Source organism: Pseudarthrobacter sp. MDT1-56 (assembly GCF_059383555.1).
In genome coordinates this window covers 1-24,451 of sequence record NZ_JBWZCK010000022.1, presented here as the reverse complement: position 1 = coordinate 24,451, position 24,451 = coordinate 1, and the positions used below count along the sequence as shown (strand labels likewise).

General features: G+C 67.4%; 27 protein-coding genes and 3 pseudogenes. 14 read left to right on the top strand and 16 right to left on the bottom strand.

Annotation, left to right across the window (positions count from 1 at the left end):
* Window positions 1–228, top strand: a pseudogene (locus AC50YC_RS19370) (YihY/virulence factor BrkB family protein); the annotation flags it as partial.
* Window positions 229–303: 75 nt separating this feature from the next.
* On the opposite strand, the gene AC50YC_RS19365 reads toward AC50YC_RS19370, so the two are convergent.
* The 3 genes from AC50YC_RS19365 to AC50YC_RS19355 all read right to left on the bottom strand — a co-directional run bounded on the left by AC50YC_RS19365 (window position 304) and on the right by AC50YC_RS19355 (window position 1,997).
* On the bottom strand, window positions 304–621 hold the full coding sequence (locus tag AC50YC_RS19365; RefSeq protein ID WP_494954901.1) for a hypothetical protein: 318 nt from the start codon (window positions 619–621) through the stop codon (window positions 304–306).
* A gap of 419 nt (window positions 622–1,040) precedes the next feature.
* A complete protein-coding gene (locus AC50YC_RS19360; RefSeq protein ID WP_494954900.1) occupies window positions 1,041–1,271 on the bottom strand; it encodes a zinc-ribbon domain-containing protein in 231 nt (76 codons plus the stop codon).
* Between the two features lie 12 nt (window positions 1,272–1,283).
* Window positions 1,284–1,997, bottom strand: coding sequence for a TetR/AcrR family transcriptional regulator C-terminal domain-containing protein (locus AC50YC_RS19355; RefSeq protein WP_494954899.1), 714 nt, complete (start codon window positions 1,995–1,997; stop codon window positions 1,284–1,286).
* A gap of 264 nt (window positions 1,998–2,261) precedes the next feature.
* Between AC50YC_RS19355 and AC50YC_RS19350 the strand changes: the two genes are divergently transcribed.
* The 3 genes from AC50YC_RS19350 to AC50YC_RS19340 all read left to right on the top strand — a co-directional run bounded on the left by AC50YC_RS19350 (window position 2,262) and on the right by AC50YC_RS19340 (window position 4,258).
* Window positions 2,262–2,519: a hypothetical protein gene (locus tag AC50YC_RS19350; RefSeq protein ID WP_494954898.1), complete on the top strand. Its 258-nt coding sequence runs from the start codon at window positions 2,262–2,264 to the stop codon at window positions 2,517–2,519.
* A gap of 343 nt (window positions 2,520–2,862) precedes the next feature.
* On the top strand, window positions 2,863–3,915 hold the full coding sequence (locus AC50YC_RS19345) for an iron-containing redox enzyme family protein (protein ID WP_494954897.1): 1,053 nt from the start codon (window positions 2,863–2,865) through the stop codon (window positions 3,913–3,915).
* A 43-nt stretch (window positions 3,916–3,958) separates the two neighbouring features.
* Window positions 3,959–4,258: a CDGSH iron-sulfur domain-containing protein gene (locus AC50YC_RS19340; protein WP_494954896.1), complete on the top strand. Its 300-nt coding sequence runs from the start codon at window positions 3,959–3,961 to the stop codon at window positions 4,256–4,258.
* A gap of 779 nt (window positions 4,259–5,037) precedes the next feature.
* Here AC50YC_RS19340 and AC50YC_RS19335 read toward each other — a convergent pair.
* Window positions 5,038–6,447 (bottom strand): trimethylamine monooxygenase, encoded by a 1,410-nt coding sequence (locus AC50YC_RS19335; protein WP_494954895.1) that lies wholly within the window; start codon window positions 6,445–6,447, stop codon window positions 5,038–5,040.
* A gap of 332 nt (window positions 6,448–6,779) precedes the next feature.
* Window positions 6,780–7,352, bottom strand: a complete 573-nt coding sequence (locus tag AC50YC_RS19330; protein ID WP_494954894.1) for an MOSC domain-containing protein — start codon at window positions 7,350–7,352, stop codon at window positions 6,780–6,782.
* Between the two features lie 303 nt (window positions 7,353–7,655).
* Between AC50YC_RS19330 and AC50YC_RS19325 the strand changes: the two genes are divergently transcribed.
* The 3 genes from AC50YC_RS19325 (at window position 7,656) to AC50YC_RS19315 (ending at window position 9,130) form a co-directional block, all read left to right on the top strand.
* On the top strand, window positions 7,656–8,189 hold the full coding sequence (locus AC50YC_RS19325) for a DM13 domain-containing protein (protein WP_494954893.1): 534 nt from the start codon (window positions 7,656–7,658) through the stop codon (window positions 8,187–8,189).
* 231 nt (window positions 8,190–8,420) lie between these two features.
* Entirely contained in the window at window positions 8,421–8,693 is a 273-nt protein-coding gene (locus AC50YC_RS19320) for a hypothetical protein (RefSeq protein WP_494954892.1), read from the top strand.
* A 38-nt stretch (window positions 8,694–8,731) separates the two neighbouring features.
* A complete protein-coding gene (locus AC50YC_RS19315) occupies window positions 8,732–9,130 on the top strand; it encodes a hypothetical protein (protein WP_494954891.1) in 399 nt (132 codons plus the stop codon).
* A 12-nt stretch (window positions 9,131–9,142) separates the two neighbouring features.
* Here the strand turns inward: AC50YC_RS19315 and AC50YC_RS19310 are convergent, their stop codons facing one another.
* From AC50YC_RS19310 to AC50YC_RS19290, 5 genes are all read right to left on the bottom strand, one after another.
* Window positions 9,143–10,138 carry a serine hydrolase domain-containing protein gene (locus tag AC50YC_RS19310; protein WP_494954890.1) on the bottom strand — a complete coding sequence of 332 codons (996 nt, stop codon included), beginning with the start codon at window positions 10,136–10,138 and terminating at the stop codon, window positions 9,143–9,145.
* 287 nt (window positions 10,139–10,425) lie between these two features.
* Entirely contained in the window at window positions 10,426–11,859 is a 1,434-nt protein-coding gene (locus AC50YC_RS19305) for an ABC transporter ATP-binding protein (protein ID WP_494954902.1), read from the bottom strand.
* A 2-nt stretch (window positions 11,860–11,861) separates the two neighbouring features.
* Window positions 11,862–12,644, bottom strand: coding sequence for an ABC transporter permease (locus tag AC50YC_RS19300; RefSeq protein ID WP_494954889.1), 783 nt, complete (start codon window positions 12,642–12,644; stop codon window positions 11,862–11,864).
* Window positions 12,641–13,630 carry an ABC transporter permease gene (locus AC50YC_RS19295; protein ID WP_494954888.1) on the bottom strand — a complete coding sequence of 330 codons (990 nt, stop codon included), beginning with the start codon at window positions 13,628–13,630 and terminating at the stop codon, window positions 12,641–12,643. Before AC50YC_RS19295 ends, AC50YC_RS19300 begins: the two co-directional genes overlap by 4 nt.
* Before the next feature lie 16 nt (window positions 13,631–13,646).
* Entirely contained in the window at window positions 13,647–15,179 is a 1,533-nt protein-coding gene (locus tag AC50YC_RS19290; RefSeq protein ID WP_494954887.1) for an ABC transporter substrate-binding protein, read from the bottom strand.
* A 270-nt stretch (window positions 15,180–15,449) separates the two neighbouring features.
* Between AC50YC_RS19290 and AC50YC_RS19285 the strand changes: the two are divergent.
* Window positions 15,450–16,038 (top strand): annotated as a pseudogene (locus AC50YC_RS19285) (helix-turn-helix transcriptional regulator).
* Window positions 16,035–16,862, top strand: coding sequence for an SDR family oxidoreductase (locus tag AC50YC_RS19280; protein WP_494954886.1), 828 nt, complete (start codon window positions 16,035–16,037; stop codon window positions 16,860–16,862). Before AC50YC_RS19285 ends, AC50YC_RS19280 begins: the two are co-directional and overlap by 4 nt.
* Here AC50YC_RS19280 and AC50YC_RS19275 read toward each other — a convergent pair whose 3' ends face one another.
* Together AC50YC_RS19275 and AC50YC_RS19270 are read right to left on the bottom strand one after the other, a co-directional pair.
* The gene (locus AC50YC_RS19275; RefSeq protein WP_494954885.1) at window positions 16,863–17,327 is read right to left on the bottom strand and encodes an Hpt domain-containing protein; all 465 of its coding nucleotides are present in this window, start codon (window positions 17,325–17,327) and stop codon (window positions 16,863–16,865) included.
* A 33-nt stretch (window positions 17,328–17,360) separates the two neighbouring features.
* On the bottom strand, window positions 17,361–18,164 hold the full coding sequence (locus tag AC50YC_RS19270) for a DeoR/GlpR family DNA-binding transcription regulator (protein ID WP_494954884.1): 804 nt from the start codon (window positions 18,162–18,164) through the stop codon (window positions 17,361–17,363).
* Window positions 18,165–18,331: 167 nt separating this feature from the next.
* On the opposite strand from AC50YC_RS19270, the gene galT reads away from it, so the two are divergent.
* The 4 genes and pseudogenes from galT to AC50YC_RS19250 all read left to right on the top strand — a co-directional run bounded on the left by galT (window position 18,332) and on the right by AC50YC_RS19250 (window position 21,183).
* Window positions 18,332–19,495 carry a galactose-1-phosphate uridylyltransferase gene (galT, locus tag AC50YC_RS19265; protein ID WP_494954883.1) on the top strand — a complete coding sequence of 388 codons (1,164 nt, stop codon included), beginning with the start codon at window positions 18,332–18,334 and terminating at the stop codon, window positions 19,493–19,495.
* A gap of 68 nt (window positions 19,496–19,563) precedes the next feature.
* Window positions 19,564–19,704 (top strand): annotated as a pseudogene (locus tag AC50YC_RS19260) (galactokinase); the annotation flags it as partial.
* Window positions 19,705–19,898: 194 nt separating this feature from the next.
* On the top strand, window positions 19,899–20,177 hold the full coding sequence (locus AC50YC_RS19255; RefSeq protein WP_494954882.1) for a hypothetical protein: 279 nt from the start codon (window positions 19,899–19,901) through the stop codon (window positions 20,175–20,177).
* A 487-nt stretch (window positions 20,178–20,664) separates the two neighbouring features.
* The gene (locus AC50YC_RS19250; protein WP_494954881.1) at window positions 20,665–21,183 is read left to right on the top strand and encodes a hypothetical protein; all 519 of its coding nucleotides are present in this window, start codon (window positions 20,665–20,667) and stop codon (window positions 21,181–21,183) included.
* A 69-nt stretch (window positions 21,184–21,252) separates the two neighbouring features.
* Here the strand turns inward: AC50YC_RS19250 and AC50YC_RS19245 are convergent, their stop codons facing one another.
* The 4 genes from AC50YC_RS19245 to AC50YC_RS19230 all read right to left on the bottom strand — a co-directional run bounded on the left by AC50YC_RS19245 (window position 21,253) and on the right by AC50YC_RS19230 (window position 23,382).
* Window positions 21,253–21,600 carry a DUF202 domain-containing protein gene (locus AC50YC_RS19245; protein ID WP_494954880.1) on the bottom strand — a complete coding sequence of 116 codons (348 nt, stop codon included), beginning with the start codon at window positions 21,598–21,600 and terminating at the stop codon, window positions 21,253–21,255.
* A gap of 2 nt (window positions 21,601–21,602) precedes the next feature.
* Window positions 21,603–22,091, bottom strand: a complete 489-nt coding sequence (locus AC50YC_RS19240; RefSeq protein WP_494954879.1) for a YidH family protein — start codon at window positions 22,089–22,091, stop codon at window positions 21,603–21,605.
* A 76-nt stretch (window positions 22,092–22,167) separates the two neighbouring features.
* Window positions 22,168–22,707 carry a TspO/MBR family protein gene (locus AC50YC_RS19235; RefSeq protein WP_494954878.1) on the bottom strand — a complete coding sequence of 180 codons (540 nt, stop codon included), beginning with the start codon at window positions 22,705–22,707 and terminating at the stop codon, window positions 22,168–22,170.
* A 69-nt stretch (window positions 22,708–22,776) separates the two neighbouring features.
* Window positions 22,777–23,382 carry a TetR/AcrR family transcriptional regulator gene (locus AC50YC_RS19230; protein WP_494954877.1) on the bottom strand — a complete coding sequence of 202 codons (606 nt, stop codon included), beginning with the start codon at window positions 23,380–23,382 and terminating at the stop codon, window positions 22,777–22,779.
* 83 nt (window positions 23,383–23,465) lie between these two features.
* On the opposite strand from AC50YC_RS19230, the gene AC50YC_RS19225 reads away from it, so the two are divergent.
* Window positions 23,466–24,245 carry an SDR family NAD(P)-dependent oxidoreductase gene (locus AC50YC_RS19225; RefSeq protein ID WP_494954876.1) on the top strand — a complete coding sequence of 260 codons (780 nt, stop codon included), beginning with the start codon at window positions 23,466–23,468 and terminating at the stop codon, window positions 24,243–24,245.
* Window positions 24,246–24,451 lie beyond the last annotated feature (206 nt).

Here is a 24,451-nt window from a genome sequence, read left to right as displayed (position 1 = left end):
CGCCAACTCCAGGCCGGCATCAAAGCCGAAGAAACCATCCAACTCCCACCCCGCGACACCAAACAAAGCGACAAACTCCAGGCAAAAGAAGAACAAGACATCCGCCACGGCCGCGAACTCCGCGAACGAAGCAACACCGCGGACACGGAGGCCGCCAACGACGAACAGCTCAATCAGCGTGACCCGGGCACTCCGTCCAGCGGCGCCAGCAAAATGGACCGCTCCTGAACGTGATGCCCGCCTTCGGGCAACGGGCGGAAATACGTGCGCGGTGTGGGGAGAGCGCGGGGCAAGTAGCTGCGGCTATGGCAGCGGCTGACGGGCGGCTTCGTAGGAGGGCTCCCGTAGTCTGCCCGCCCATCGGTAGGTGCCGGCGCCGGGAAGCGGATTGCGGAGTGGGTCGAACCGGGTGGTGAGGTCTGACTTCCCGGGGTCGAGGCTCAGGAAGAGGGTGCCAAAACGGATCCAAGGCCCGGCCGGCCGGGCGTGATAGAGGCCCAACTTCCAGGTGCCGTTGGCCAGCGCCCGGCGGAAGGCGTCCGGGGTTGCGGGGATGGCCTTTCCCCTCACCTCCGGGCGGGCTGCCAGCAGGACAGGCCCCCTGATCCCCTTGTAGGGCATGAGTGTCGTCAGCTTGCAGTTGCTCGCATGGCGGTGGATGGTGAGCAGTAGCCGTCCAGGCCAGGACAAGGCTGTGGAAGCCAGCAAGACGTCCGCCGGACCCGCCTCCGTCGTGATTCGAAGTGCCAGGCCGAGGATATCCGGCCAGCCCGAGGGCATGCCGAGAGATCGTGATAGCCGGGCGCTCACCGCTGCGGTGCCGGGGGAGTCGACCCAGAGGATCCCGCTTCCGGCGCAGCTCCGTGTCTTTTCAATGGTCCCGGTAAGGGCCACACCCGTGGGATGTATGGGCCGGTCGGGGCGCAGGACCTTCAGGACTTTGAAGGCGGCAGCGAGCGCCTGCCCGGCAGCTCCGCTGAACGAGTTTGTCCTGCGTACGCCGCGCCGGCTATGTCCGGGCGCATGCCGCTGCCGCGCCTTCACCAGGCCACGGCTTTTTTCTGCCGCGCATTGATGGCCGTAGTCTGACCGCAGTTCGAGCAGGCGATCCGGTAGGTCCTGGACGTGGTGAAGATCGGGATGAAAAACAGCGTGAATTTTGTGGCGCGTTCCTGGATGTGGTGGTGAACGAACCGGCCACAGTACTGGCAGGTCGCCGGCCGCCCTGGGAGGTCTTTCAGGGCGGTCTTGAGGCCGAAGAGGAGAAACATGGTTGGTGCCTTTCAGAGAGTTGGCTGGTCAGGCCGGGGGGAGAGGCGTGCGGCGAGTCCGTTGAGCAGGATGGTGATGCCCTCGTCCAGCTCAGCCATTCCGTCGTAGTCGGCGAGGACCGGGGCCAGGGCGCGCAGGCGGGGGAAGTCCTTGGGCGGCAACCGGTGCATGCCCAGACGGAGGAGGGCTTCGTTTTCCTCGGGGTCCACGATGAACTCCTGCAGTTCGTTGAGGATGTGGCCGTAAAGGTACCCGTAGTACGCGCGGTAGACATGGAGGGCATCGGCCGGGGCGAATCCGGCGTCGATCAGCAGTGACAGAATCTGTTCCAGTGGCCGGAGCGTGCCCAGTGGGCGAAGGCCCAGGGGTGTCGACAGGGGACGGGTCACCAGCAGGGGCACAACATTGGGGTGCCGGAGCGCGAGGTCGCGCAGATCGTGGGCGATGCGCCGGAGCTGGGCCTGCCAGTCCGGATCATCGGGGAAGATGGCCAGTTCGTTGAGGACCAGCTCGGAGACGCCGTCGAGCAGCGCTGCGCGGTTTTCGGCGTAGCGGTACAGGCTCATGGGGTCACGGCCGAGTTCCTGCCCGAGCCGGCGCATAGTGAGCGCGTCGAGTCCGTCGGAGTCAACCAGTGCCAGTGCGCTGGACAGCACAAGTTCCCGGCTGAGCCGCGCCTTCGGCCCGGGGGCCGAGGGCAGTACCGGATTTTCTGCGGGGGACATGGGTTTCCGTTCGGATTGGGTGAGTCTGCCCCTCAAAAGAGGGGCCGCTCGTTAGTAAGCAGGCTTGCTTATGCATCAGTCTACGCGTACCGTCTACATTGTAGGGAGATTGGTTTTCCCCGGAAATCCTGTCCCACACGCATCATCCCCGGATCCGCGTTGCTGCGGCTCCGGGACCCGCTTGGCGTCCCGTGCATGGCGTTCAGGTATCAGCTGCTGCAGCCCCCGGCGGCACCACAACGCACCCAGCGGAACGAGCCAACCATGGCAAACTCGCAGTACGACCAATTCCTCCAGGAAGCCACCGCCCCCGACGCCGGGTCCGATTCCGTCCTCGGACGGGATTCCCTTTACGGCGTCTACACGAGCTGGTGTTTCCTGTCCCAGTCGGTACCCAGGCCGGAAGATGCCTTCTGGGCGGCCATGAGGCAAAAACGGATCCGTCCCGGACGCACGCGCCTTCGCATGAAGGGGCCCGCCGCGGCAGACTACATCCTGTCCAGCTACCCCGGTGTGGTCTGAACCGGGTGACAGTCACCTCCGGCACTTACCGGCCGCGGAGCGCCCATCAACCACGGGGCGGCCGCCCCTGGTGCGCCAGCTGCCACACCGACAAACACCCGCTCGCCGACTCTCGCACCATTCTGGATGCACGGGAACAATCCCTCGCTGTCGCCGGCACCTGTACCCGGTGCGGCGACTCGCGGGTCCTGGCAACCACACCAACCTTCGCCGACGCCCTGAGGGTCGTGGCTGGAACAGACGGTGAAAATGGACGCCCGCCGCCACGTGACCGGCCCGTCGCTGACCCGCGACCAAGCACAAAGACCCGCAGCCGCCCTCCCCGGCAGACCTAGGAGTACCAATGAACATCCCTGAATCACGGGGACCCATCAGCGCTGGCGTCATCGCACTTCTGACCGGGGATGGCCCGGCCGATCCCGCGGGCGTGGCCGCTCTGCACGATTTCGTCGCGGGGCGACTGTCCGAACTCGAGGATCTGATCGACGACGACGTTCAGCTCGCCTTGTTCTGCCTGTACGAGCTGCATTACGGAGGGCTCGACGGCGTCGATGACCGCTGGGAATGGCATCCCGGGCTGATCGGGATCCGCCACCTGCTGGAGGAGCCGTTCGAAGCGTGGCTGCGGGCCGAGACCGGCCCGATAACGGCGTCAGTCCGACGCCCGGATTCGGGGACCCCCGGCAGCGATGCCACCGCGGCTCTGCTGTTCGACATGGCTGGCCGGGACATGGGTCCCAGTGTGTCCCGTCACGTGGCCAAGAAGGCGACGGCAGAGCAGCTTCGTGAATTCCTGATCCACAAATCGCTCTACCAGCTCAAGGAAGCAGACCCGCACACCTGGGCCATCCCGCGCCTGACCGGACGGGCCAAGGCCGCCCTCGTGGAGATCCAGGCGGACGAGTACGGCGGCGGCCACCCGGACCGTATGCACAGCGCCATGTTCGCCCGGACCATGAGGGGGTTGGGCCTTAATGACAGCTACGGCGGCTACGTGGACGTCGTCCCCGCCATCTCATTGGCCTCCGTGAACATGATGTCTCTGTTCGGGTTGAACCGAAGGCTTCGCGGAGCCATTGCAGGGCATCTGGCCATGTACGAGATGACGTCCTCACGCCCCAACCAGCTCTACGGGAACGGTTTCCGCCGTCTGGGTTTTGACGCGGACGTCACGGGGTACTTCGATGAGCACGTCGAGGCGGACGCCGTCCACGAACAGATAGCCGGAAGGGATCTCGCCGGTGGCCTCGTGGAGGCGGAACCGGATCTCCTGGACGACGTACTCTTCGGCGCGGCCGCGGTCTCCTGCATCGACGCCCGCTTCGCCACCCACCTCATGGATGCCTGGGACAACGACCGGTCTTCACTGCGGTCTCCCGTTCCCGCCACCGTATGAAGCCCTGCCCCGTCCCCTCCGCCTGCCCAGATCGGAAGCACGTATGAACGACAACGCCCTCAACCCCGGCAGTGCCTCGCTTGTCCTCTGCCCCGACGGGCCGATCCTGGTCCGCGGCGACTTCGACGTCGTCACGCCCTCCGGGGAACGCGTGCCGAGACAGCGCAAGACCGTCGCCCTCTGCAGATGCGGTGCCTCGGCTATCAAGCCGTACTGCGACGGCACGCACAAACTGATCAAATTTCGCACCGAAGGCCCCGATACCCCAGACCGCGGCAACGCGGGCGCAAGTCAGGGAGGGGCTCAGGCGCCGACGGACAAGCCGCTCGAACCGACGTTATGACCTGTCTCAGTGCTTAATTTCCCGGCCCCGTGGTCCGCCCGGTTCACTCCCGAAAGACTGGTTGACAGTGGCATCGGGCGCTCTTAGATTCTTAGTGTTTTAGCTGCGTTTCTGCGCTGGTCATGCTTCACGGCCATGCTTCAAATTGATGCTGTTGCTGTTTCAGTTGAGCGGTTATGCCGCGGATGCAGGAGGCCACAATGACGAAGTCACCCCTGGAACAATTCCTCAATGAGTGCGTTGCCGCAGATCCTGGCGGGGACGGGCTCAGTATGGAGGAAATGTATGGTCTGTACCTGAGCTGGTGCGGGCTCGAAGGGTTTACACCCGTTGGTGGCAGGGCGTTCAGAGCCGGTTTGCGCACAGCCAACATCCGCGTGGAACACCGTGGAAGCCGGTGCCCGGGGCTGAAGATGGCCGGACCGGCAGCGTGCGATTACCTTGTCCACCGCGAACTCCCGCTCGCTGTGCTGGACGCACCTGCGCGTCGTCCCCGGCGGGCGTCACCCCCGGTCCCCGAACGCGGCGCGTCGCTCTCCGCCCGGCCATCGGGTGGAGTCCGAGGCTCCCTGCCGGCCGCCTGACGTGCCCCCGGTTTGTATCGGACGTATGAGGAAGCCTCCGCGCGAATCCAGGGACTCAAGCGCGGAGGCTCCCGGCTCTCCAAGCTGGGGGGACTGGAGAGCCGATACGAGTGTACTAGCATGTTTGGCTCCTGGCCGCTGCCTGGAATGATTTCCGCGGGTCGGGCCTAAACCCAGTGCCCTGGAACGCAGAGCCTAGCTGTGCCGTCCCGCGGAGGCCGCCGCGGTGATGGCAGTGAGGGCGCCGGTGTCCACATTCTCCGACGGGCCCTGAAGGTAGCGCGCCAGGCTGTCATCCATGGCGTTGATCCAGCGCGTGTGATGCCGCGCAGCCATCGTGCCGGTCATCACCGAGCGGTGCACATTGTCCCGGTACCCGAGGATGTTGTCCTGCTTGTCGCGCATCCACTGCTTGAACAGCGCGGAAACGGTCTCCAGATCGAACTCCGGGTAGTCCGTCAGCGCGATGAGTTCGCGCAGATAGTCCGTCTGGTAGTCCGCCTCGGCATCGTGGCTCGCCAGGGCAGCCTGCCACTCCAGCCAGACCGTGATGTCCGCTGCCCGCTCCGCTGCGTCCGGCAACGCGATCCGGCCAAGCATCACATCGCGGGCGAACCACGCCTGGGCGTCGAACATGTTGAAGGTGTAGTACTGGTCCTGCGCGCCGAGGTAGAACAGGTTGGTGTTGTCCTGCCACACCACGCCCTTGTAGAGGTGGTCCGGGTAGAGCACGTTGCGCGACTTCAGCGACAGCTCACTCGGCAGGAACGGGTACTTGTGCTGGTAACCGGTGCAGAGGACGACGGCATCGAAATCGCCGGTGGTCCCGTCGCTGAAATGCGCTGTGCTGCCTTCGAAGCGTGTCACTAGGGGGCGTTCCGTCGCGTTCTCGGGCCAGTCGAAGCCCATCGGGCCGCTGCGGTAACTGAAGGTCACGGACTTCGCGCCCATTTTGTGGGTCTGCATGCCGATGTCCTCGGCGGAGTAGCTGCTGCCGATCAGCAGGATGTTCTGGCCGGCGAAGCGTTCGGCGCCGCGGAAATCGTGGGCATGCAGCACTTCGCCCGGGAATCCGCCGATGCCCTCGAACTCGGGGACATTCGGGAAGGAGAAGTGGCCGGTGGAGACCACCAGCTTGTCGAAGACGTGGGTTTCGGTGGTCTCGGTGGCCAGGTCCTCGACCGTGACGGTGAATTCCTGCGCCACTTCGTCATAGGAAACCCAGCGGGCCACCGTATTGAAGCGGACGTATTTGCGGACATCGGACTTTTCCACCCGGCCCTTGATGTAATCGAAGAGGACCTCTCGCGGGGGATAGGACGAGATCGCCCGGCCGAAGTGCTCGTCAAAGGTGTAGTCCGCGAACTCCAGGCACTCCTTGGGGCCGTTGGACCACAGGTGCCGGTACATGCTGCTGTGGACGGGTTCGCCGAAGGCATCCAGGCCGATCCGCCAGCTGCTGTTCCACTGGCCGCCCCAGTCGTCCTGCTTTTCGAAGCACATGATTTCCGGGATGCTGGCTCCTGCCTGCCGTGCCGACTCAAACGCCCGCAGCTGGGCCATACCGCTGGGGCCAGCCCCGATGATTCCGACTCGCATTGACATGCCTACTCCTCTTCGTTGGATCTTCTCCATCAGAATCGACGCCCGGAATGCACGCGGTGGCCGTGAGGCAAGCCGCTGTACCGCAGGCGGCACAAGGCGCACGGCGGTTAACGGCTTCTTCAGTGACACTGCCGGCGCGGCTGCGCGCCGGGCCTCGATAATCAATCCCTGCGAGTCTGTGCCTGCAACGGGAGAAAGGGCCATGGGTGTCTGCTGTCGGCAGGAAAATGGTCCTGCATGACTGTTCCGAGCGGTCCGCCTACGATCCAATAAGGTCGGCGGTCCTCTTGCATTATGCTCATCCGGGCTGTGGATAAGTCAAAAGGAGGAAGCTACGGCAGCCGCGAAGGCCGCAGCAGTGTTGGGGTTCCGGCCTGCCCGGGATCCAGCGGCACGGGGCTGATGAGGACAGCCGGCCCGCGGTGCAGCAGGCCGTCAGAAAGCGGCTGGCAGCGCACGCCTCCCCGCCCGCGCATGGCCGCATGCGCCCCGGGCGCGAGCATCTGGTCCATCCAGGCACAAGGGTGGGCAGGCCGTCCGGCCCGGAGCCGCACCAGCTCACCGCGCGATTCCAGTGCGAAGTCATTGCCAATAAGGGGCGCCAGTTGGGCCCCTCTAATGACCACGTTGCGCCGGGTCAGAAGCGGGTCAAACGGCCCGGCTCCGAGCTCCGCGGCCATCGCTTCGATGGCCTCGACGGCGATCAGGGTGACGGCGGCGTCCATATGCGCGGCCTTGCCGAAGAACCGATCGCCGACGATGCCCTTGCCGGCCACCAGTTCGACCCGCTCGGCGTCGGTTGTGGGGACGTCTGCTGCGCCCTCGCGGGCGCGGCCAAAGTACGCGTGGGCCGGGGACACGAGGAGGTGCACGATCTCGACGTCGTACCTGTAGCTTTCCGCCATGCCCTCAAACTATCCTCCCTGGCACCGACCGGCACATCCGTGCGCCGTGGAAAGACTCCCGGTCCGGTCCGCACTGTGTCCGGGCTTCCTGCAGCCCAAGCGGGACTGGCTGGCCCAGATGCGGGCGGGGCAGTTTGGCCCGCTGGCCGCTGCAGCTGACCATGGACTTCGTCCGTGCCGACGGGCGATGGCTTGCGGCGCGCTCGGAGGCAACCACCTGGTAACCGGGAGACCGGGGACGCGCCACCCTGACACGTCCCGGCTGACCCGGAACCCCGCTGTCGGTCCGGTCGTTGGAAAGGCATGAACAGGCGCCTTGCCATGCCCGTCGTGGTCCTCCTGGCCGCCGTCGGGGTCGCCGTCGGGCTGTATCTGTTCCAGCCGTGGCGGATCTTCACCAGCTCCACCGTGACCGAGGACATTCCGGCCGTTGCGCCGGCGACCAGCCAGGCCGCGGCGCCATCGGCTGAGCCCTCCGCGATCGCACCGCGTGAACTCGTGACGGGCGGACTGATCAGCCACGAACACGCCAGCTCCGGAACCGTGAAAATCCTCGAACTTCCCGACGGGAGCCGGATTCTGCGGTTCGAAGGCCTCGATACCTCGGACGGCCCGGACCTTCGGGTGTGGCTCAGCGACGCCCCGGTGATCCAAGGACCGGCGGGCTGGCATGTCTTCGACGACGGAGCCTATCTCGATCTGGGCGCGCTCAAAGCCAACAAGGGCGATCAGAACTACCAGATCCCGTCTGGAGCGAACCTGGCCGACTACAGCTCGGTAAGTATCTGGTGCGCGCGCTTCGCCGTCTCTTTCGCCGCCGCCGAGCTGACGGGTTAGGCACCGATCCGGCGGCCGACCAGCAGCCCCGGCAGCACAATGGGACCGTCGAGGCAGGCAGGCAGGCAGGCGACGGCTGTGGCGGAATCCACCGGGCGGGAGCAAAATGCAGGACATGAACAGTAAGGAGCGTGAAGACTGTGGATGAAACAAAGGCAAACGAGAATGTGGTGAACCGACTGATCGCTTGCATCAACGAAGGTCGGGTTGAGCTCATGGACGAGCTGTTTCATGACGACGCCGTCATGCACTGGCCGCAATCCGGGGCTACAACGCCTTCCCGCAGCTGCCGACCATCACGCCCCGCAGACTCGTCAGTGGGGGGACCTGGTAATCGCCGAGGCGTCCTTGGATTATGGCGGCCCGACGTATGAAACGGTCTTCATCTTCGAATTCCGGGACGGCAAAATTGCCAGGGAAACGGCGTACTGGAGTGAGGCCTTCGAAGCGCCGGACTGGCGCGCCCAGAGGGTTGAAAAAACCCAGCGGCAATCCACGGCGTAGCCTGTTTCCAGCCAGCAGAGGTTCTTACGGGATGAAAGATGGGGACCGCTATGACGCTGGACCAGTTTGCCGCGTTGGCCGCTTGCACGGTTCTGGCGGGCCTGGCCGTCTTTCAGGGCGCTCTGATCTGCGGAGCGCGGTTGGGACGGCTGGCATGGGGCGGACAACACGAGGTTCTGCCGACCGGGCTGAGGATCGGCAGTGCACTCTCGATAGTCCTCTACGCCGTGTTCGGCTACGCCGCGGCGGCCAAAGCCGGCCTGGTGCCGCCCCTGGTCAATGAGGGGGTCACTTCGACCTCTATCTGGGTGCTGACGGCGTACTTCGCCCTTGGTGTCATCATGAACGGGATCTCCCGGAGCAAACCGGAGCGCCTTGTCATGACGCCCACCGCGATCGTCCTCACGGCCCTCTACCTGATCCTGGCGTTGGCATGATTCCCGGCCCCGTCAGCAGGCGGCATTCAGCGCCTCCACCACGGTCTCGGTCATGTCGTCCACGATTCCGTTGTCCGTGACGCCGAACGGGCCGGGGGGATACGTCAAGGACATGGAGATCTGCCGCGAACCGTCCGCGCTGGACACCGAGAAGGTTCCATACCCCGGCACATCCCCTCCGTGGCCGTAGTAGAAATTGTTGGTGCACGTGTCGTTCCAGCGGCGAATGCCCAGACCGTAACGCGCATAGAGCGGGCTTTGCATTTCGGCCACCAGGGCCAACGGCAGCAACTGTCCCCGCAACAGCGCCGAATAGAACGTGTTCATATCGCCCACGGTGGAGATCAGCCCGCCGTCGGGCGACCCGACTAACATCTCGATACTGCTGACGTCCCTGCGCTCGCCGAAGACGGTGATGTAGCCGCGGACCATATCGCCCGGGGCTGGACCGGACTGGGCTATGGCAGTTCCCTTCAGCTGGAGCGGCTCCACGATGTCTGTTCGCAGGACATCGCCGATGGGCCGAGCCCGAAGCCGTTCCACGATCATTCCCAGGGCGATGTAGTTTGAATTTGAGTACTCAAAGCCCTGGGCAATTTTCCGTTCCCACTTCTGGGTTCCCGCCAGGGCAAGCCGTTCCGTGTGGCTCAGCGGAGTGTCAAACACCTCGCGCAGGCTGCCTTGCTGCAGCATCGGGATCACATAGTCCGGCATGCCCGACCTGTGCTGCAGCAACTGCCTCACGGTGACCTGTTCGGGTGGGCGCAAAAGACTCTCGATGTCGGGAAGGATCCGGCTAATGTGGTCCTCAAGCCCGAGCCGTCCCTCCGCGACCAGCTTGAGGACCGAGACGGCCACGAAGCTCTGGGTCACGCCGCCCACCCATGCGCGATCGCTGATCTGTGCAGGTTCCTCACTTTCCAGACTCCGCACACCGTAGGCCCGCGACCATTCTTCACCGCGGATCTTCGCCTGGACCAAGACGGCGGGCGCTCCGGCGTCGCGCATCTTGTTGCCAAACTCATCAAGGGAGGTGGTGACGTTGAGGGTGGTGGGGGATGGTGGCCCGGTGGGCTGGGGCGCCGGAGTGCATCCCGTCGACGCTGCCAGGACCGCCGCAGCAACGGCGGGCCAGATTGACCAGGACGCGCGCATCCATCCACAGGACATGGCACCAGATCCTTAGCTTGTCCCCGGTTCCGGCCAATCATCGAAGCGGGAACGGCTGGCCGGTCCGATGCAACAAATACTCCTCAGGCCGGTTCCAGCCGTCAATAGCTGGTGACACAGCTCTTTCACGAAGAGGTTGTCACCCCCGCGGCCGCACGCTCAGCCAGCCCAAGCGGTATCCGGCGGTGCGTGACGGCGTCGGCCAGGGCCACGTCATGGGTGACCAGCAGCAGTGCGGCGCCGGTGCCGTCAAGCTGGTCCATGAGGCAGTTGATGGTTTCCTCCTGGGTGATGAGGTCGAGGCGCGAGGTCGGCTCGTCGGCGAAAACCAGGGCGGGATCCAGCAGCATGGACCGGATGATGGCGAGACGCTGCAGTTCCCCTCCGGAAACCTGCCCGGGCCTGCGGTGCAGCAGAGCCGGAGCGAGGCGGAGCGAGGCCATGAGCTCGTCAAGACGGCCCGGTGTCAGCCGGTGGCGGCGGAGAACGTCGCCGAAGGAATCCCGGAGCGGCACCCGCGACGCGAAGGCCATGCCCGGATCCTGGTAGAGCTTTTGCAGCCGGCCCCCGCGGAGCGCGGGGCCGTGGTCCACGTGGCCGGTGTCCGGCGGCAGCAGGCGAAGCAAGACATTGCCCAGGGTGGTTTTTCCGCTGCCGCTGGGGCCGCTGAGCGAGACGCGTTCGCCGGCGCCGATGGTGACGGCTACGTCCGCGAAGAGCTGCTGGCCGCCAAAGGCCTTGCCCAGCCCGTTCCCGGAAATGAGCGGCTCACCTGGTCCCTCTGCGGCCGGTTCCGCCCGCGTCCACGAGTGCCTCCAGTGGGCGGGTTCGGCCGCCAAAAGCCGCCGGGTGTAGGGGTGCGCCGGCTCCGACAGCACGTGCCCGGCCGGGCCGTGTTCCAGGATCTGGGCATCCTTCATCACCAGCACCTCCCCGCCGAGGTCGCGGGCCAGGTCCAGATCGTGGGTGATGGTAAGCAGGATGCCGCCGCCGCCAAGGTGCCTCTTGAGGAGTTCCGCCAGTTCCGCGCGGGCCTGCCGGTCCAGGCCCTTGGACGGCTCGTCCGCGATGAGTACGGGGGCACCGCCGATGGTGGCGGCGGCGAACGCGACCCGTTGGGCCATGCCTCCGGAGAGTGTGTGCGGGAACGCGGCGGCTGCGTGCCCGAGTCCGAGGGAAGCGAGCAGGGCCCCGGCCGTACGCCGCGCGCTGCGCTTGTCCGTGGTGAAGGAGGTTGCGCCCTCGGCGACCTGCTCCCGGGTGCGCATGGTGGGGTCCAGGGCAAGCCCGGGTTCCTGCGGCAGCAGCGCCATCACCGGTCCCCAGAGGCGGCGCCGGTTGGCCCCGTCGGCGAGGTCGTAGCTCTGGCCGTCCACGGTCAGGCTTCCGCGCGCCAGGAGGTTGGCGGGGAGGGTTCCCATAATCGCGTGGGCCAGCAGCGACTTCCCGGAACCGCTTTCGCCAACGATCGTCACCGGCACTCCGGGCTCGAAGTCCAGTCCAGCGACCTCGACCAGCACGGTGCCGGCATGGGTGACTTCCAAGTGGTACAGATGCATGCTCACAGGCGGGCCTCCTTGTTTCGCAGGCTCAGCAGCCCGATCAGGATGGTGGTGAGAACCAGGACGGGAGCCAGAGACATCCAGGGCGCCTCGTGATAATACGGGAACGCCTCGGTGACCATCAGCCCCAGTTCCGGAGTGGGCGGCCGGATTCCGACGCCGACAAACCCGAGCGTGGACAACGCGAGGATGGAGGAACCGACGCCGAACGTTGCCATGGTGGTCAGCAGCGGCCGCAGCTCGGGCCAGAGATGGCGGCGGATGACGTGGGAGGGCCCCAGCCGAAGCATCCAGGCGGCCTCGACGGCCGGTCCGGCGAGGACGAGCCCGCTGCGGGAGCGGACCATGCGGAAGTACTCCACCCATTGCGCCAGGGCGAGCCCGACATAGAGTGTCCACAGGTCACCGTTCGCTACGGCTGAGAAGATGAGGACCACCAGAAGGGCCGGAAGTGCGATGAAGGCTTCGGACAGGCCGTGGAGGACGGTGTCGAGCCAGCCGCCGCGCCAGGCCGCGATGATGCCGGCGAGGGATCCGACCAGCAGGGCCGTCGCGACGCACAAGACAGCCATCAGCAAGGACAGCTGCGTGGCGTGGGCAAGCCGCGCGACGACGCTGCGGCCCAGGTGGTCGCGGCCGAGCGGTTCCGCCAGGCTGGGTGGTTCCAGGAAGCGTGACAGGTCCTGCGCGGCGTGGTCGGGCCAGGCCAGCGGGCCGATGAGGGCGAAAAGGACCAGCGCGACCAGCAGGGCAGCGGCCGCACGCTGGACTGGCGTGATCACAGAACCAGCTCCCTGCGGCGGGGACGGGGATCCAGCGCGAGGGTGCCCAGATCCACGAGGGTGTTCAAAGCCACCACGAGGAGGGCCAGGGCAAGGGCCGTTGCCTGGACCATGGGCAGGTCCCGCCAGAAAATCGCGTGCACGAGGGCGTGGCCCAGGCCGGGCCAGGCGAAGAGGCTTTCGACGACGACGACGCCCTCGATGAGGACCAGCAGCTGCACCCCGACGTAGGACAGCAGGGTTACCCCGGCGTTCCTGAGCACGTGGCGCAGGAACACCAGACGGCCGCCCAGGCCTTTGGTCGCGGCAAACCGAACGTAGTCCGATTGCCGGATCCGGGCGACGGTGTCCCGGGTCACGCGGGCAAACAGCCCGGAGAGTCCGACGGCGAGTGTCACCGCCGGGAGCACGATGTTCCCGGCGCCGCCGTGCCCCGCGGCGGGAAGCACGCCGAGGTGGACCGAGAAAACCAGGATCAGGACCAGCCCGAGCAAAAAGGGCGGCAGCGACCGTGCCCCGGAAACCCACAGGGTCGTGAGCCGGTCCAGGATCCCGCCGGGCCGGGACGCGGCCAGCGCTCCGGCTGTGGCGCCGACAAACAGCGCAAGGGCCAGCGCGGCGGCGGCGAGCTGGAGGCTGCTGGAAAGGTACAGGCCGAGTTCGCCGGCGACGCTGGCGCCCGTGACCAGCGAGGTGCCCAGATCCAGGGTGAGCAGGTCACCAAGCCAGTCGAGGAGCTGCTGCCACGCCGGGCGGTCCAGCCCCAGCTCCGCGCGGACCGTGTCCGCCGAGGCGGCGGTCACCTGGTCGTAACCGTAGCGGCCGGCGGCGATGCGGAAGGCGATGTCGCCGGGGAGGCTTTGGATGATGGCGAAGCACGCCGTGGAGACGAGCAAGACCACCGTTACCGCCTGGATGGCGCGGTGCCGCACCACCCGCAGCGCGGGACCCGCGGGGACCCGGGGTGTTGTTGGTGAGAAGTTCATCAAGGTTCGGCCCCGCTTACTTTGCCCAGGTCAGGTCGGTGAGCCGCCAGGACCGCTCAAGCGGGTCCAGGGCCAGGCCCTCCACCCGCTCGCTCACCACCGCGCTTTGGCGGTACCAGGCCACCGGAATGACGGGCAGTTCGCTCTGCAGGATGTCCGTCACCTGCCGCCGCCCGTCCTCAGCTCCGCCTGGGTCGGTGCCGCCGGCCATGGCGTTCAGCGTCGACGTCAGCGTGGTGTTGCTCCAGCCCATCGCGCCGTAGTCGGCACCTTCGGGGCCGAAGTCGTCGGCCAGGGTCACCAGGGCATCGGGTACGAGGGCGTAGTTGCGGGCATAGAGTCCCAGCTCGAGGGTGCCGTCCCGGTGCCCGGCCGGGATCTCGCTGGAGTTGCCGACCTTCACGTCGAGGGCAATCCCCAGGTCCTTCAGCGTCGCCTGGACGGCGGTGGCAATGATCGGCAGCTCCGGCCGGTCCGGGAAGGTGCGCAACTTGACGGAGAACTTTTGGCCGTCCCGTTCCAGGATGCCGTCGCTGCCGTGCCGCCAGCCGGCCTCGGCCAGCAGCTCGCGCGCTCCGGACGGGTCGTGGGCCAGGGGTGTGACGGTGTCCTGGTGCCATTCCGGGAGGGAGGGCGGGAAGAGTTGGGTGGCGGCCATCTCGGGATCGCGGAGTAGGGCCGTCGCCATCGCCTCACGGTCCAGGGCCATGCTCAGGGCGCGCCGGACACGGACATCGCCGAGGATCGCGTGGCCCGCATTGACCTTGAGCAGGATCGCGCGGGGCAGGGTGACATCGGCGATGGCCAGCCTGCCTGCCTGCTTGAGGCGCTGCAGGCTGGTCGGGTCCATGCCGAACGTGACGTCGGCCTGGCCGCTCTCGGCCATCAGCGCCCGGCTTTCCGATCGTCCCGCGGCCTGGTAGTCCACCTGGGTGATGGCCGGTTTCTTGCCCTGCCACTGGTCGAACGCCATCAATTCGATGGTGGCCGGCTGTTCCAGCCGCTCGACCCGGTACGGGCCGGAGCCGACGATCTTCGTCACGGCCCGGTCCGGGCCATAGGAGCTGGGGGCGAGAACCTGCGTGCTGGTGTGTGCCAGCACGGCAGCCAGCGGGGCGAACGGCTGCGTCAGATCGACCCGCACGTCCCCGCCGTCGGCGGTAATGGCTTCGACGGGAACCGTCGCCAGCGGCGTTCCTGCCTTGGTCCTGGCGGTCTCCAGCGCGGCGGCGGCGGCGCCGGCGGTCACGGGCGTTCCGTCATGGAACACGGCGCCGGGGCGTAGCGCGAACCGCCAGGAGAGCCTGTCGGGGGAGACCTCCCAGCCGGTGGCCAGTCCCGGCTGCAGGGCGCCGCGGAGGTCGGCATCGACCAGGGTTTCGGCGACCTGCAGGCGGGTGAAGAACCCGCCGCTGGTGGAGGGATCGAGGCTGTGCAGCTCGAATTGCCCCACGACCTTCAGCGGCCGCTGCGGGGACTGGCTGCTGGGGGCGCTTTCCCCGGCGCATGCCGCCATCACTGCGACGGCGGCGGCTGCCGCGCTCAACATTCCTACCCTCCGCCAAATCATCTGCTGTCCCTCTTCCATCGCCAACTGACTGTCGTCCGCCGGTCAGCCTAGATGCAAATGATTATCAATAGCAATCATGTCGGGAGAGGCCCATCCTCCTTTTCTAGTGAGAATTGTTCTCATGTAGAGTGGCGCGTGAAGGGTAGCGGGGTCGGCTAGCTTCAACGAAGCCCGGTGCGGCGCAGTCAGGATTCGATGTCCGGTCCGGCATCTTGGACTTCCTCGCTCCGCACGGCCAGTCCTTCGCCGATGGTCGCCCCCGGGCAGGATCTGGTCCGCGAATTCCTGGCCTCGCGCCGCGCCAGAGTCAGCCCGGAGCATGCCGGTCTGCCCGCTTACGGCGGAAACCGGCGCGTACCCGGTCTCCGCAGGGAGGAGGTGGCACTCCTTGCCGGCGTCAGCATCGATTACTACATCCGCCTGGAGCGGGGGAACCTGGGGGGTGCCTCCGAGAGCATCCTTGACGCCGTCGCGCGCGCTGCAGCTGGACGAGGCGGAGTACGCGCACCTGATCGACCTGGCCGCGGGCCGCGGGCCCCGCCCCGCCCTTATCGGCGAACTCTCCGTGCGCAGCGGGGAGTTCCGGGCGCAATGGGCCGTGCAGAACGTGCGCTTTCACCAGACCGGAGTCAAGGCCATCCACCACCCCGTGGTGGGCGACCTGACTCTCTCCTTCGAAGCCATGGACCTCCCGGCCGACCCCGGCCTGTCACTCATCGTCTACAGCGCCGAGCCGGGGTCCGCAGCCCAGGATGCACTGCGGCTGCTCGCTAGCTGGACAGCCACGACTCCCGGCGACGCCACCGTGCCGGAACCACAGAACAGGAGATCATCGTGAGCGACGTCGTTGTGGTTATCGGAGCCGGGTCGATCGGTCAGGCAATCGCCCGGCGCGTCAGCGCGGGCAAGCAGGTTGTGCTGGCGGATCTGAGCCAGGGCAACGCCGACGCCGCGGCCGAGGTGTTGAGCAACGCCGGTTTCGAGGTCAGCACAGTGACCGTCGACGTGTCCTCGCGCCCCTCCATTCATGCCCTGGCCGAGACGGCCACGGCATTGGGCGCCGTCACAGGTGTCATACACGCCGCAGGTGTCTCGCCCAGCCAGGCCCCGCCGTCGACCATCCTGGCCGTGGACCTGTACGGGACCGCCGTGGTGCTGGAGGAATTCGGAAACGTCATCGCCCGTGGCGGCGCCGGCGTCGTCATCGCTTCGCAGTCTGGGCACCGCCTGGGCGCCCTGACCCCCGATGAGACCAGAGCGCTGGCGACGATGCCGGCCAACGAGCTGTTGGCGCTTCCGATGCTTCAGCCGGACCGAGTCACTGATGCCCTTCACGCCTACCAGTTGGCCAAGCGCGGCAACTCGCTCCGTGTGATGGCCGAGGCCGTTCGATGGGGCAAGCGGGGCGCGCGGATCAATACGATCAGCCCCGGCATCATTTTCACCCCGCTCGCCAAAGATGAACTGACCGGCCCACGCGGTGAGGGGTACCGGCGCATGATCGAGTTGTCCCCGGCGGGACGGGGCGGCACTCCGGACGAGGTCGGCACCCTGGGTGCGCTCCTCATGGGACAGGATGGCGCGTTCATCACCGGCAGCGACTTCCTCATGGACGGCGGCGTCACAGCATCCTACTTCTACGGCGAACTCGCCCCGCAGTGATCAGGGGGCAGGCGCCGGACCCTTGGCATCATTGGGAAACGTGTCCGCGACGGCGCCCGACAAGGCGGACGTGAGGTCCGCTGCGAGCCGGGGGAGTGCGCCGGCACGCGGAATCCGATGTCCGCGGAGTTCCACCTCGAGGCCCGCGCAATAGAGGGTCATCTGCTCCGCTCCGAGCATCGCGGCGCTGGCCTTCAGGATGAGGACGGCGTTCAGGGCTGACATGGGGTCGGCCAGTCCCAGCGCTGCGTCCACCTGGGTGAGGCGGCCCTCGAGAAGGCCGAGGAAATCCTGAGCGAACCTGGCTGCAGCGGTACTCCCGGCGTGTTCGCTCAGGGTCTGCAGTGCCAGCGGGTTCAAGACCGGTGTTGCTGTAGGGCCGGCGCCGGGCTGCGGTTGCGCGGCCGGATGATCGGGCCCCAGGGCCTCGGACAGCGGTTTGTTCATAGCGTCCCCCAACGTCATGATGTCAACCCTAGTCTGCGCCGCGGGTCAGCCCTAACGGTCCGGCAGCGGGGACTTGCCCACAATCCCGCCGCCTGCCAGCCGCAGCCGGCCCACTCGCTCACCCAGGATCCGCCGGGCCTCACCGGGCAGGCCCTCGTCACTAATGAGCTCGTCCGCCTCCTCCAGCCCGGCAATGGTGCTGATGCCGAAGGTGCCCCACTTCGTGTGGTCGGCCAGCACCACCACCCGGCGGGCCGCGGCCACGAAGGCCCGGTCCGTCTCGGCTTCCAGCACATTCGGGGTGGTGAACCCCGCGTCGGCATCGACTCCGTGGACGCCCAGGAACAGCACATCCAGGTGCAGCTGCTTGAGGGCCGAGGTGGCCAGCGGCCCGACCAGGGCGTCCGAGGGGGTGCGCTCGCCGCCGGTCAGGATGACGGTGGACGTCGACGAGCTCTGGTGGAAGACGTCGGCGACGCGCACCGAGTTGGTGACCACCGTGATCCGGGGCCCCGCGGACAGCAGCTGCGCCAGCGCCCACGTGGTGGTGCCGGCGCTGAGTCCCACCGCCATGCCCTCGCGCACCTGGGCGGCCGCCTCGTGCGCGATCGCCATCTTCTCGTCCTGCAGCTGCGTCACCTTCAGCTCGAAGCCGGGCTCGTGGGTGCTCACCCCGCCGGGCAGTTTGGCCCCACCGTGGATCTTCTCCACCGCGCCTGCCGCATCCAGCGCCTCGATGTCTCGCCGGACCGTCATAAGGGACACTCCCAACATCTGCGCGAGGTCCGCGACACGGACGATTCGCTCGCGCTGGACCTCCGCGATGATGGCGGAGTGGCGGGCTGCGGCGAGCATTCTGCGTCCTTCGGGTGTGCTGGCAGGGAAATCGGGGGAGTGGACGGGGCCAAGTGCGCAGGCCTCCTCCTGCCCATCCTAACTTCCACACTTAGCGCAAGGGCACACTTCCTGCTTCATTTTGTGCTCTATTGTTTGAAAATGTTTTGTCGTGTACAACTGAAACCATGACGCGAACCACGACGACCAGGCTGGCCGACGGCCGCGAGATCCTCTACTTTGACGACGCCGGTTCCGCCGGGCGGTCCGCCGCATCCCTCGTGGACCACCGCGAGCTGCCCGCCCGCCCGGAACCGGGCCAGCTGCGCTACGACGCGCTCAGCCGGGAATGGGTGGCCGTGGCCGCGCACCGGCAGTCCCGGACCCACCTGCCGCCGGCGGACCAGTGCCCGATCTGCCCGACGACGCAGGCCAACCAGACCGAGATCCCGGCGCCGGACTACGACGTCGCCGTGTTCGAAAACCGCTTTCCCTCCCTCGGCCCGGACACGAGTGAAATCTCCGCCGCGCCGGGCTGGGGGACCACCACGCCCGCCGTCGGCCGTTGCGAAGTCGTGGCCTTCACCCCGCAGCACACCGGATCCTTCGCCGAACTGGGCTGGCGCCGCACCCGCACGGTGATCGACGCCTGGGCCCACCGGACGGAAGCGCTCAGCGCGCTGCCCGGCATCCAGCAGGTCTTCCCGTTCGAAAACCGGGGCGCCGACATCGGCGTCACCCTGCACCACCCGCACGGCCAGATCTACGCCTACCCGTACGTCCCGCCCCGCGCCGCGGTCCTGGCCGCCGCGGCCGGCGAGCACTTCGACAACTCGGACGGCACGGCGACCCTCACCTCCGCCCTGCTCCGGGCCGAGCGCGGCGACGGCAGCCGCATGGTGCTCGAGGGCGAACACTTCAGCGCCTACGTCCCGTTCGCCTCACGCTGGCCGCTGGAAGTCCACCTGGTCCCGCACCGCCCGGTCCCGGACCTGACCGCCCTGAACGGCGCCGAGCGCGACGAACTGGCGCAGCTCTACCCCGAACTCCTGAAGCGCTTCGACGCCCTGTATCCCACGCCGACCCCCTATATCGCGGCCTGGCACCAGGCCCCGCTGGAGCCGGCTCTGCGCCGGGCCGGCCACCTGCACCTGCAGCTGACGTCGCCCCGCCGCGCCGCAGACAAGCTCAAGTACCTGGCCGGCTCCGAGGCGGCCATGGGTGCCTTCATCAACGACACCACGCCCGAATCCGTCGCGGTCCGGCTGCGGGAAGTAGCCACCGACGCCGCCGCCGAACCGGCCGCAGCCGCAACCCGCACCACCCTGAGCCCGGAAGGCGCCCCCGCATGAACACCACCACCCGCGCCGGCGCCGGCGCCCTGCCGGACAGCCTGACCAGCCGTTTCGAGGCCACCTCCGGCGGGGCCATCGCCCTGACCCCGGTGCGGGATGAGCGCCAGGTGCGCGACGCCGTCGTCCGCGCCTTCGCGGAAGCCGGGTTTACCGCACCGGACATCTTCACCGTCACACCGGCCGCCGGCGCGGAACGCCTTTCCTGACGTCCGTTGCTCCGTAGGCGCCCTTTTGACCCCTCAAAACGGCAGTTGTGGAGCAGCCGATGGGGTTGTGTGTGCGATGGGCACTTGAATTTGCACAGCCGCGCCACGAAGCACCAACTGCTACGCTCCACCTATCGGCACCGTCCGGCGCCTGCAGGTGGAGCAGCAGCGGGGCTGCGGGTGAGGGAGACGCCATGACGGTTGCCGAAACCGCTTCGGTGGAAAAGGCGCTGGTGGAGCTGATCACCAACAGCGACGACAGCTACGCCCGGCTGGAGAAGACCGGGGCCCCGGTGACCGGCACCATCCACGTCGGCTACGAACGGCACCACACCGGCGCGGTGCTGATGGTGACGGACCAGGCGGAGGGCATGTCCTTCGAAGCGGCCGCCCGTATCCTCACCTATGGCGGCGCGCACAGCCCGCTCTCCCGCGGCGAGGGGAACGGCCGGGTACTTCGGCCGCGGCGCTGACCCAGATGCTGGGCCGCGGCAAGGCGGTGATCAGCGACGAACGGGAGGGTTTGAACGTCAAGGATCCGTTCGTGGCGGCGTTCTTCCAGGCCGTCAGCGCCATGATCGGCGGCGCCGTACAGGCCGAAAAAGAGAAACTCACCCACCTGGAACGGGCCACCACCTCCGGCCGCACCACCGAGATGATCGAGCGGCTGCTGCAGCACATGAGCGAGGCGGCCGTGGTGGACCTGGGGATCGAGTCATCCCCGGACGCCGCTGGCCGGACTCCCGCCGAGGAGGAACCGCCGGCCGCGCTGCGCTTCACCACGCCGTTTTATTACCGGAAGCCCGGGCACCCGTTCCACGTCGCCCTGCTGGTCGATGCGAGCCAGCTGCCCGACGGCGGACAGCTCACCTTCGAGCTCGACCTGCCGGAGTCGATGCGGATTGAACCGGTGCCTGCTGCCGTTCCGGTCGATTCCCTGCGCGGAACCCAGCGCATCGAGTGGACAGTAACTGGGGAGGTGCCGGGGAGCGGGGCGAGATCACGGTCCGGGCGGGCGCCTACTGGGCCTGGTGCGAGATGGTGGTGGCCGAGCACGCCTCGCGCCATAGCGAAGGCCAGCCCCCGCACGCTGCTGTTGTTCGGCCTGCCGGTCACCCGGTGGACCACCCGGTGGCACACCGGGTGCCCCGGGACCACGGCATGGATTTGTTCGTCGGCTACGAATTCCGGAACCTGGACGACAACGCGGACCGGGCCGTCTACAGTGCCGCGGAGCGCAAGGTCATCATCAACACCGGTGCGCCCACCGTGCGGCTTTATGTCGACGGCCGCGGCCGCTTCCGGGACTCCGCACGGCTGCTTCTCGCGGAACTCTTTATGGACGTGATCTCCGACGAGCTGGCCCGGCGCCGCATCGAACAGCACGGACATGCTGGAAACCTCGACGCCTTCCACAGTGCCAAGCGGGACATCATCCGCCGTTTTGGCAGCGACATCCACTTGTCATTCCTGAGCTGACACCTGCCGCTCGCTCAATGGCGCGGCCCGATGCTCAGACAGTGCCGCCGGCCCCACGGGGCCGCCACCCTAACCCTGCAGCGGCAGGAACAGCACGGTGTAGATGCCCAGTCCGGCCAACACCACAACGCTGCCAGCGATAGCCGCCGTCCCCCTGACATTCGCGGCCATCACCGCTCCGCCGATGCCGCTGGCGTGGTGGTGGTAGCGGCGTCGCTGAGTGAGGGCAATGCCCAGGGCGACCACGAGTGAAGCCGCCACCAGGGTGCCGGCAAACCAGCCGTAGTGGGGTACCCAGCGCAGGAAGAAGCAGGCCGCCGTGATCAGCGTCAACGATGTCCGGCGCCAGGCGAGGTCCGTCCGCTCAGGCTGGAGCCCCGGGTCATCGTGCACCGCCGCGGCCCTGGTTTTCGCCACGGCTAGGCCGGCCGACCAATCACAAACACGATCAGCACGGCCGCAACGAGGGAGCCGCCGGCTGCCAGGATCGGAGCAAGCAGGGGCGCCGGGAGCGGAGCCTGGTGCCGCATGGCCCGTTCCACGTTAAGCCACCGGAAGAACGAGCCGCCGCCGGTCACCAGCCCCAGCAGGAGCAACAGCACCGCGACGGTCTTGCGGAGTTCCGGACCGAGCAGCCCGGAAGTGAAGGCCTCAACGGCGATACCGCCTGCCACCATCGCCAGCGAGGTCCGGATCCAGGCCAGGAACGTGCGTTCGTTGGCCAGGGTGAACCGGGGATCCGGGTCGGTCCCGCCGCCCAGTGCCCGAGCCAGGAGCCCGCGGCTCCGGTTCGTACCCGAAAGGTCCCCGGCAGCCTCGGATCCGGTGCCGCTAACGGCCGGAGCCCCGCCGTCGGGTGCCTCGCGGCCGGTGTGTGAATTGTCAGGTGTCTCTTCTTGTGCGGTCATGGTGCTCTCAGGATGCCACCCCGCGGAACAATTTCGCACTCTCCCGCCACCGCTCCGTCAGTCAGTTGTTCACGGCTCAGTTGTTCAAGGCCGCGTACACGTTCAGACTGGCCGAGAACACGAGCCATGAAACGTAGGGCAGCATCAGCAGGCCGGCTGTCCTGCTGATCGGCCCGAAGTAGAGCACGGTGAGGGTCGCCACCAGGGCGTGGGCTCCGATAAGGAGCAGTGCCAGCCACAGGGCTGCGGCCCCCATCATCGGGTACAGGCCAAAGAACATCAGCGGCCACGCCAGGTTCAGCAGCAGGAGACCTCCGTAGAGCTTGAGCGCAGCCGCGCGGGGGAAGCGCCGTTGGCGCCACACCAGCCACGCAGCTACGGCCATGGCCGCGTATAGCATCAGCCACACGGCGCCGAAGATCCACCCCGGCGGCGTCCACGGCGCCTTGTCGGCCGAGGCGTACCAGTTGGCGTTCATCCGGATCGGCAGGGAGCCCAGCAGTGACACCACCCAGGACACCGCCAGAAAGCCGATCAATGCCGCGCCCTGCCGCTGCCAGGGGCGATCGCCCGTCAGCGCCGGGCGCCGGAGACTCTTTTCAACGTTGGCGGGCACTGACTCACTGTGGACAATCGGAGGCTGGTCCGTCAAACCGTGACGGCCTGACCTCCCGGGCAGCGCAGCTCAGGTGCCGGGCAGCCGCAGCACCTCGACGGCAGCCAGCAGATACGGCACCGGATCCGGGTCTGTCCCAGCGGCCCACCGCATCCAGGCTTCAAAGGTGGCAGCCAGATACGCCGCGCACAGGTAGCCGGCCGTGTCATCGGGAACGCCGAGGGCACGGAGGTGCCGCCGGGCCCGCTCGCGCTGGGGCGCCAGGGAAGCGTAGCTGCGGCTGGCGAGCTCGGGATGTTCAGCGATCAGGCGCAGCCGGCCGCGCGACACCGAAAGATCGGGAATCACGGCGACCCCGGCGACGGCGGCTGCCCGCAGGCCCGCCATGAGGCCGCCGCCGTCTTCCCGACCGTCGCGGGCCACCTCGAGGGCCAGCCCCGAAGCCGCGATCACCGGCTCCATGCCGCCCCAGATGAGATCGGCCTTGCTGGAGAAATACCGGTACAGGCTCTTGCGTCCAATGCCTGCCTCGCGGGCGATGTCCTCCATCGAGGTCCGTTCGTAGCCGTTCTCGGCGAAGAGCCGCAGCGCAAGGCTGGCGATGGCGTCCGGATCGATGGTCGCGGGACGCCCGGCGGAACGTATGCCGGCGGGCTTGGGATCTTGCGGGGGCATCCCACCAGTATTCACCCTTTCATAATGACACAGCGTGTCATAAGGTTGAAGGTGTCAGCACTGGAAACGTTCGAAGGGACATCATGGGCACCGAAGCTTCATGGCAGGAATCCATCACGGCGGGCCGCTTCGCCGGCAAGACCGTCATCGTCACGGGCGCCGGTTCAGGCATCGGCCTGGCGACGGCCCTGCGCGTTGCCAAGGAAGGTGACAGGGTCATCGCCGCCGATATCAGCCCCGAGCGGCTGGACGCCCTGGTGGCCGGGAACAGCGGCCTGGATGTGATCCCCGTGGCCGGTGACATCTCCGATGAAGCCACGATCGCCGCCGTCGTCGCCGCCGCGGGCGGCAGGGTCGACGCGCTCGCGAACGTCGCCGGCATCATGGACCACTTCGCCCCGATCCACGAGGTCGACGACGCCACCTGGGACAGGGTCTTCCGGATCAACGTCACCGCCCTCATGCGCCTGACCCGCGCCGTGGTGCCGCTGATGCTCGAGGCGGGTTCCGGCTCCGTGGTCAACGTTGCTTCCGAGGCCGGTCTCCGCGGGTCCGCCGCCGGCGCCGCGTACACCGCCTCCAAGCACGCCGTCGTCGGCCTGACCAAGAACTCCTCGGTGATGTACGGGCCCCAGGGCCTGCGTTTCAACGCCGTGGCCCCCGGCGCCACCATCACCAATATCGAGGCCACGTGGGGTTCCCAGCTCGCCGCCGAGCGCCTCGGCCCGCTGATGGGTGCCAACATCCCGGCCCCTGCCACCGCGGCCCAGCTGGCGGCCTCGATCACCTTCCTGCTCAGCGATGACGGAACCAATGTCAACGGCGCCATCCTGGCCTCCGACGGCGGATGGTCCGCGGTCTAACCGCAGTCCGGCACCACGCGAGAGGACGACGGCGGGAGCTTCCCGCCGTCGTCCTCTCGCGTTATCCCAACTGGGAGGCAGTGGGGTATCCGCTTGATTCCTAGGCCGGCTTCAGTGCCGTCCGCCAGACTGCGACGGCCTTTGCGACGTTGAAGGTCCAGGTGGCTGTGCCGCTGGCGCCCGCGGTTGCCTGGACCCGGTCCGCT

Excerpts from the sequence above, each read along its gene's own strand:
- AC50YC_RS19315 (WP_494954891.1), top strand. The coding sequence starts at position 8,732 with ATGGGGACCGCTATGACGCTGGACCAGTTTGCCGCGTTGGCCGCTTGC.
- galT (WP_494954883.1), top strand. The coding sequence starts at position 18,332 with ATGACGCGAACCACGACGACCAGGCTGGCCGACGGCCGCGAGATCCTC.
- AC50YC_RS19360 (WP_494954900.1), bottom strand. The coding sequence starts at position 1,271 with ATGTTTCTCCTCTTCGGCCTCAAGACCGCCCTGAAAGACCTCCCAGGG.
- AC50YC_RS19350 (WP_494954898.1), top strand. The coding sequence starts at position 2,262 with ATGGCAAACTCGCAGTACGACCAATTCCTCCAGGAAGCCACCGCCCCC.
- AC50YC_RS19275 (WP_494954885.1), bottom strand. The coding sequence starts at position 17,327 with ATGACGTTGGGGGACGCTATGAACAAACCGCTGTCCGAGGCCCTGGGG.
- AC50YC_RS19340 (WP_494954896.1), top strand. The coding sequence starts at position 3,959 with ATGAACGACAACGCCCTCAACCCCGGCAGTGCCTCGCTTGTCCTCTGC.
- AC50YC_RS19310 (WP_494954890.1), bottom strand. The coding sequence starts at position 10,138 with ATGCGCGACGCCGGAGCGCCCGCCGTCTTGGTCCAGGCGAAGATCCGC.
- AC50YC_RS19365 (WP_494954901.1), bottom strand. The coding sequence starts at position 621 with ATGCCCTACAAGGGGATCAGGGGGCCTGTCCTGCTGGCAGCCCGCCCG.
- AC50YC_RS19270 (WP_494954884.1), bottom strand. The coding sequence starts at position 18,164 with ATGCTCGCCGCAGCCCGCCACTCCGCCATCATCGCGGAGGTCCAGCGC.
- AC50YC_RS19255 (WP_494954882.1), top strand. The coding sequence starts at position 19,899 with ATGACGGTTGCCGAAACCGCTTCGGTGGAAAAGGCGCTGGTGGAGCTG.
- AC50YC_RS19345 (WP_494954897.1), top strand. The coding sequence starts at position 2,863 with ATGAACATCCCTGAATCACGGGGACCCATCAGCGCTGGCGTCATCGCA.
- AC50YC_RS19225 (WP_494954876.1), top strand. The coding sequence starts at position 23,466 with ATGGGCACCGAAGCTTCATGGCAGGAATCCATCACGGCGGGCCGCTTC.
- AC50YC_RS19230 (WP_494954877.1), bottom strand. The coding sequence starts at position 23,382 with ATGCCCCCGCAAGATCCCAAGCCCGCCGGCATACGTTCCGCCGGGCGT.
- AC50YC_RS19330 (WP_494954894.1), bottom strand. The coding sequence starts at position 7,352 with ATGGCGGAAAGCTACAGGTACGACGTCGAGATCGTGCACCTCCTCGTG.
- AC50YC_RS19320 (WP_494954892.1), top strand. The coding sequence starts at position 8,421 with ATGACGACGCCGTCATGCACTGGCCGCAATCCGGGGCTACAACGCCTT.
- AC50YC_RS19240 (WP_494954879.1), bottom strand. The coding sequence starts at position 22,091 with ATGACCGCACAAGAAGAGACACCTGACAATTCACACACCGGCCGCGAG.
- AC50YC_RS19295 (WP_494954888.1), bottom strand. The coding sequence starts at position 13,630 with ATGAACTTCTCACCAACAACACCCCGGGTCCCCGCGGGTCCCGCGCTG.
- AC50YC_RS19325 (WP_494954893.1), top strand. The coding sequence starts at position 7,656 with ATGAACAGGCGCCTTGCCATGCCCGTCGTGGTCCTCCTGGCCGCCGTC.
- AC50YC_RS19305 (WP_494954902.1), bottom strand. The coding sequence starts at position 11,859 with ATGCATCTGTACCACTTGGAAGTCACCCATGCCGGCACCGTGCTGGTC.
- AC50YC_RS19355 (WP_494954899.1), bottom strand. The coding sequence starts at position 1,997 with ATGTCCCCCGCAGAAAATCCGGTACTGCCCTCGGCCCCCGGGCCGAAG.
- AC50YC_RS19335 (WP_494954895.1), bottom strand. The coding sequence starts at position 6,447 with ATGTCAATGCGAGTCGGAATCATCGGGGCTGGCCCCAGCGGTATGGCC.
- AC50YC_RS19290 (WP_494954887.1), bottom strand. The coding sequence starts at position 15,179 with ATGTTGAGCGCGGCAGCCGCCGCCGTCGCAGTGATGGCGGCATGCGCC.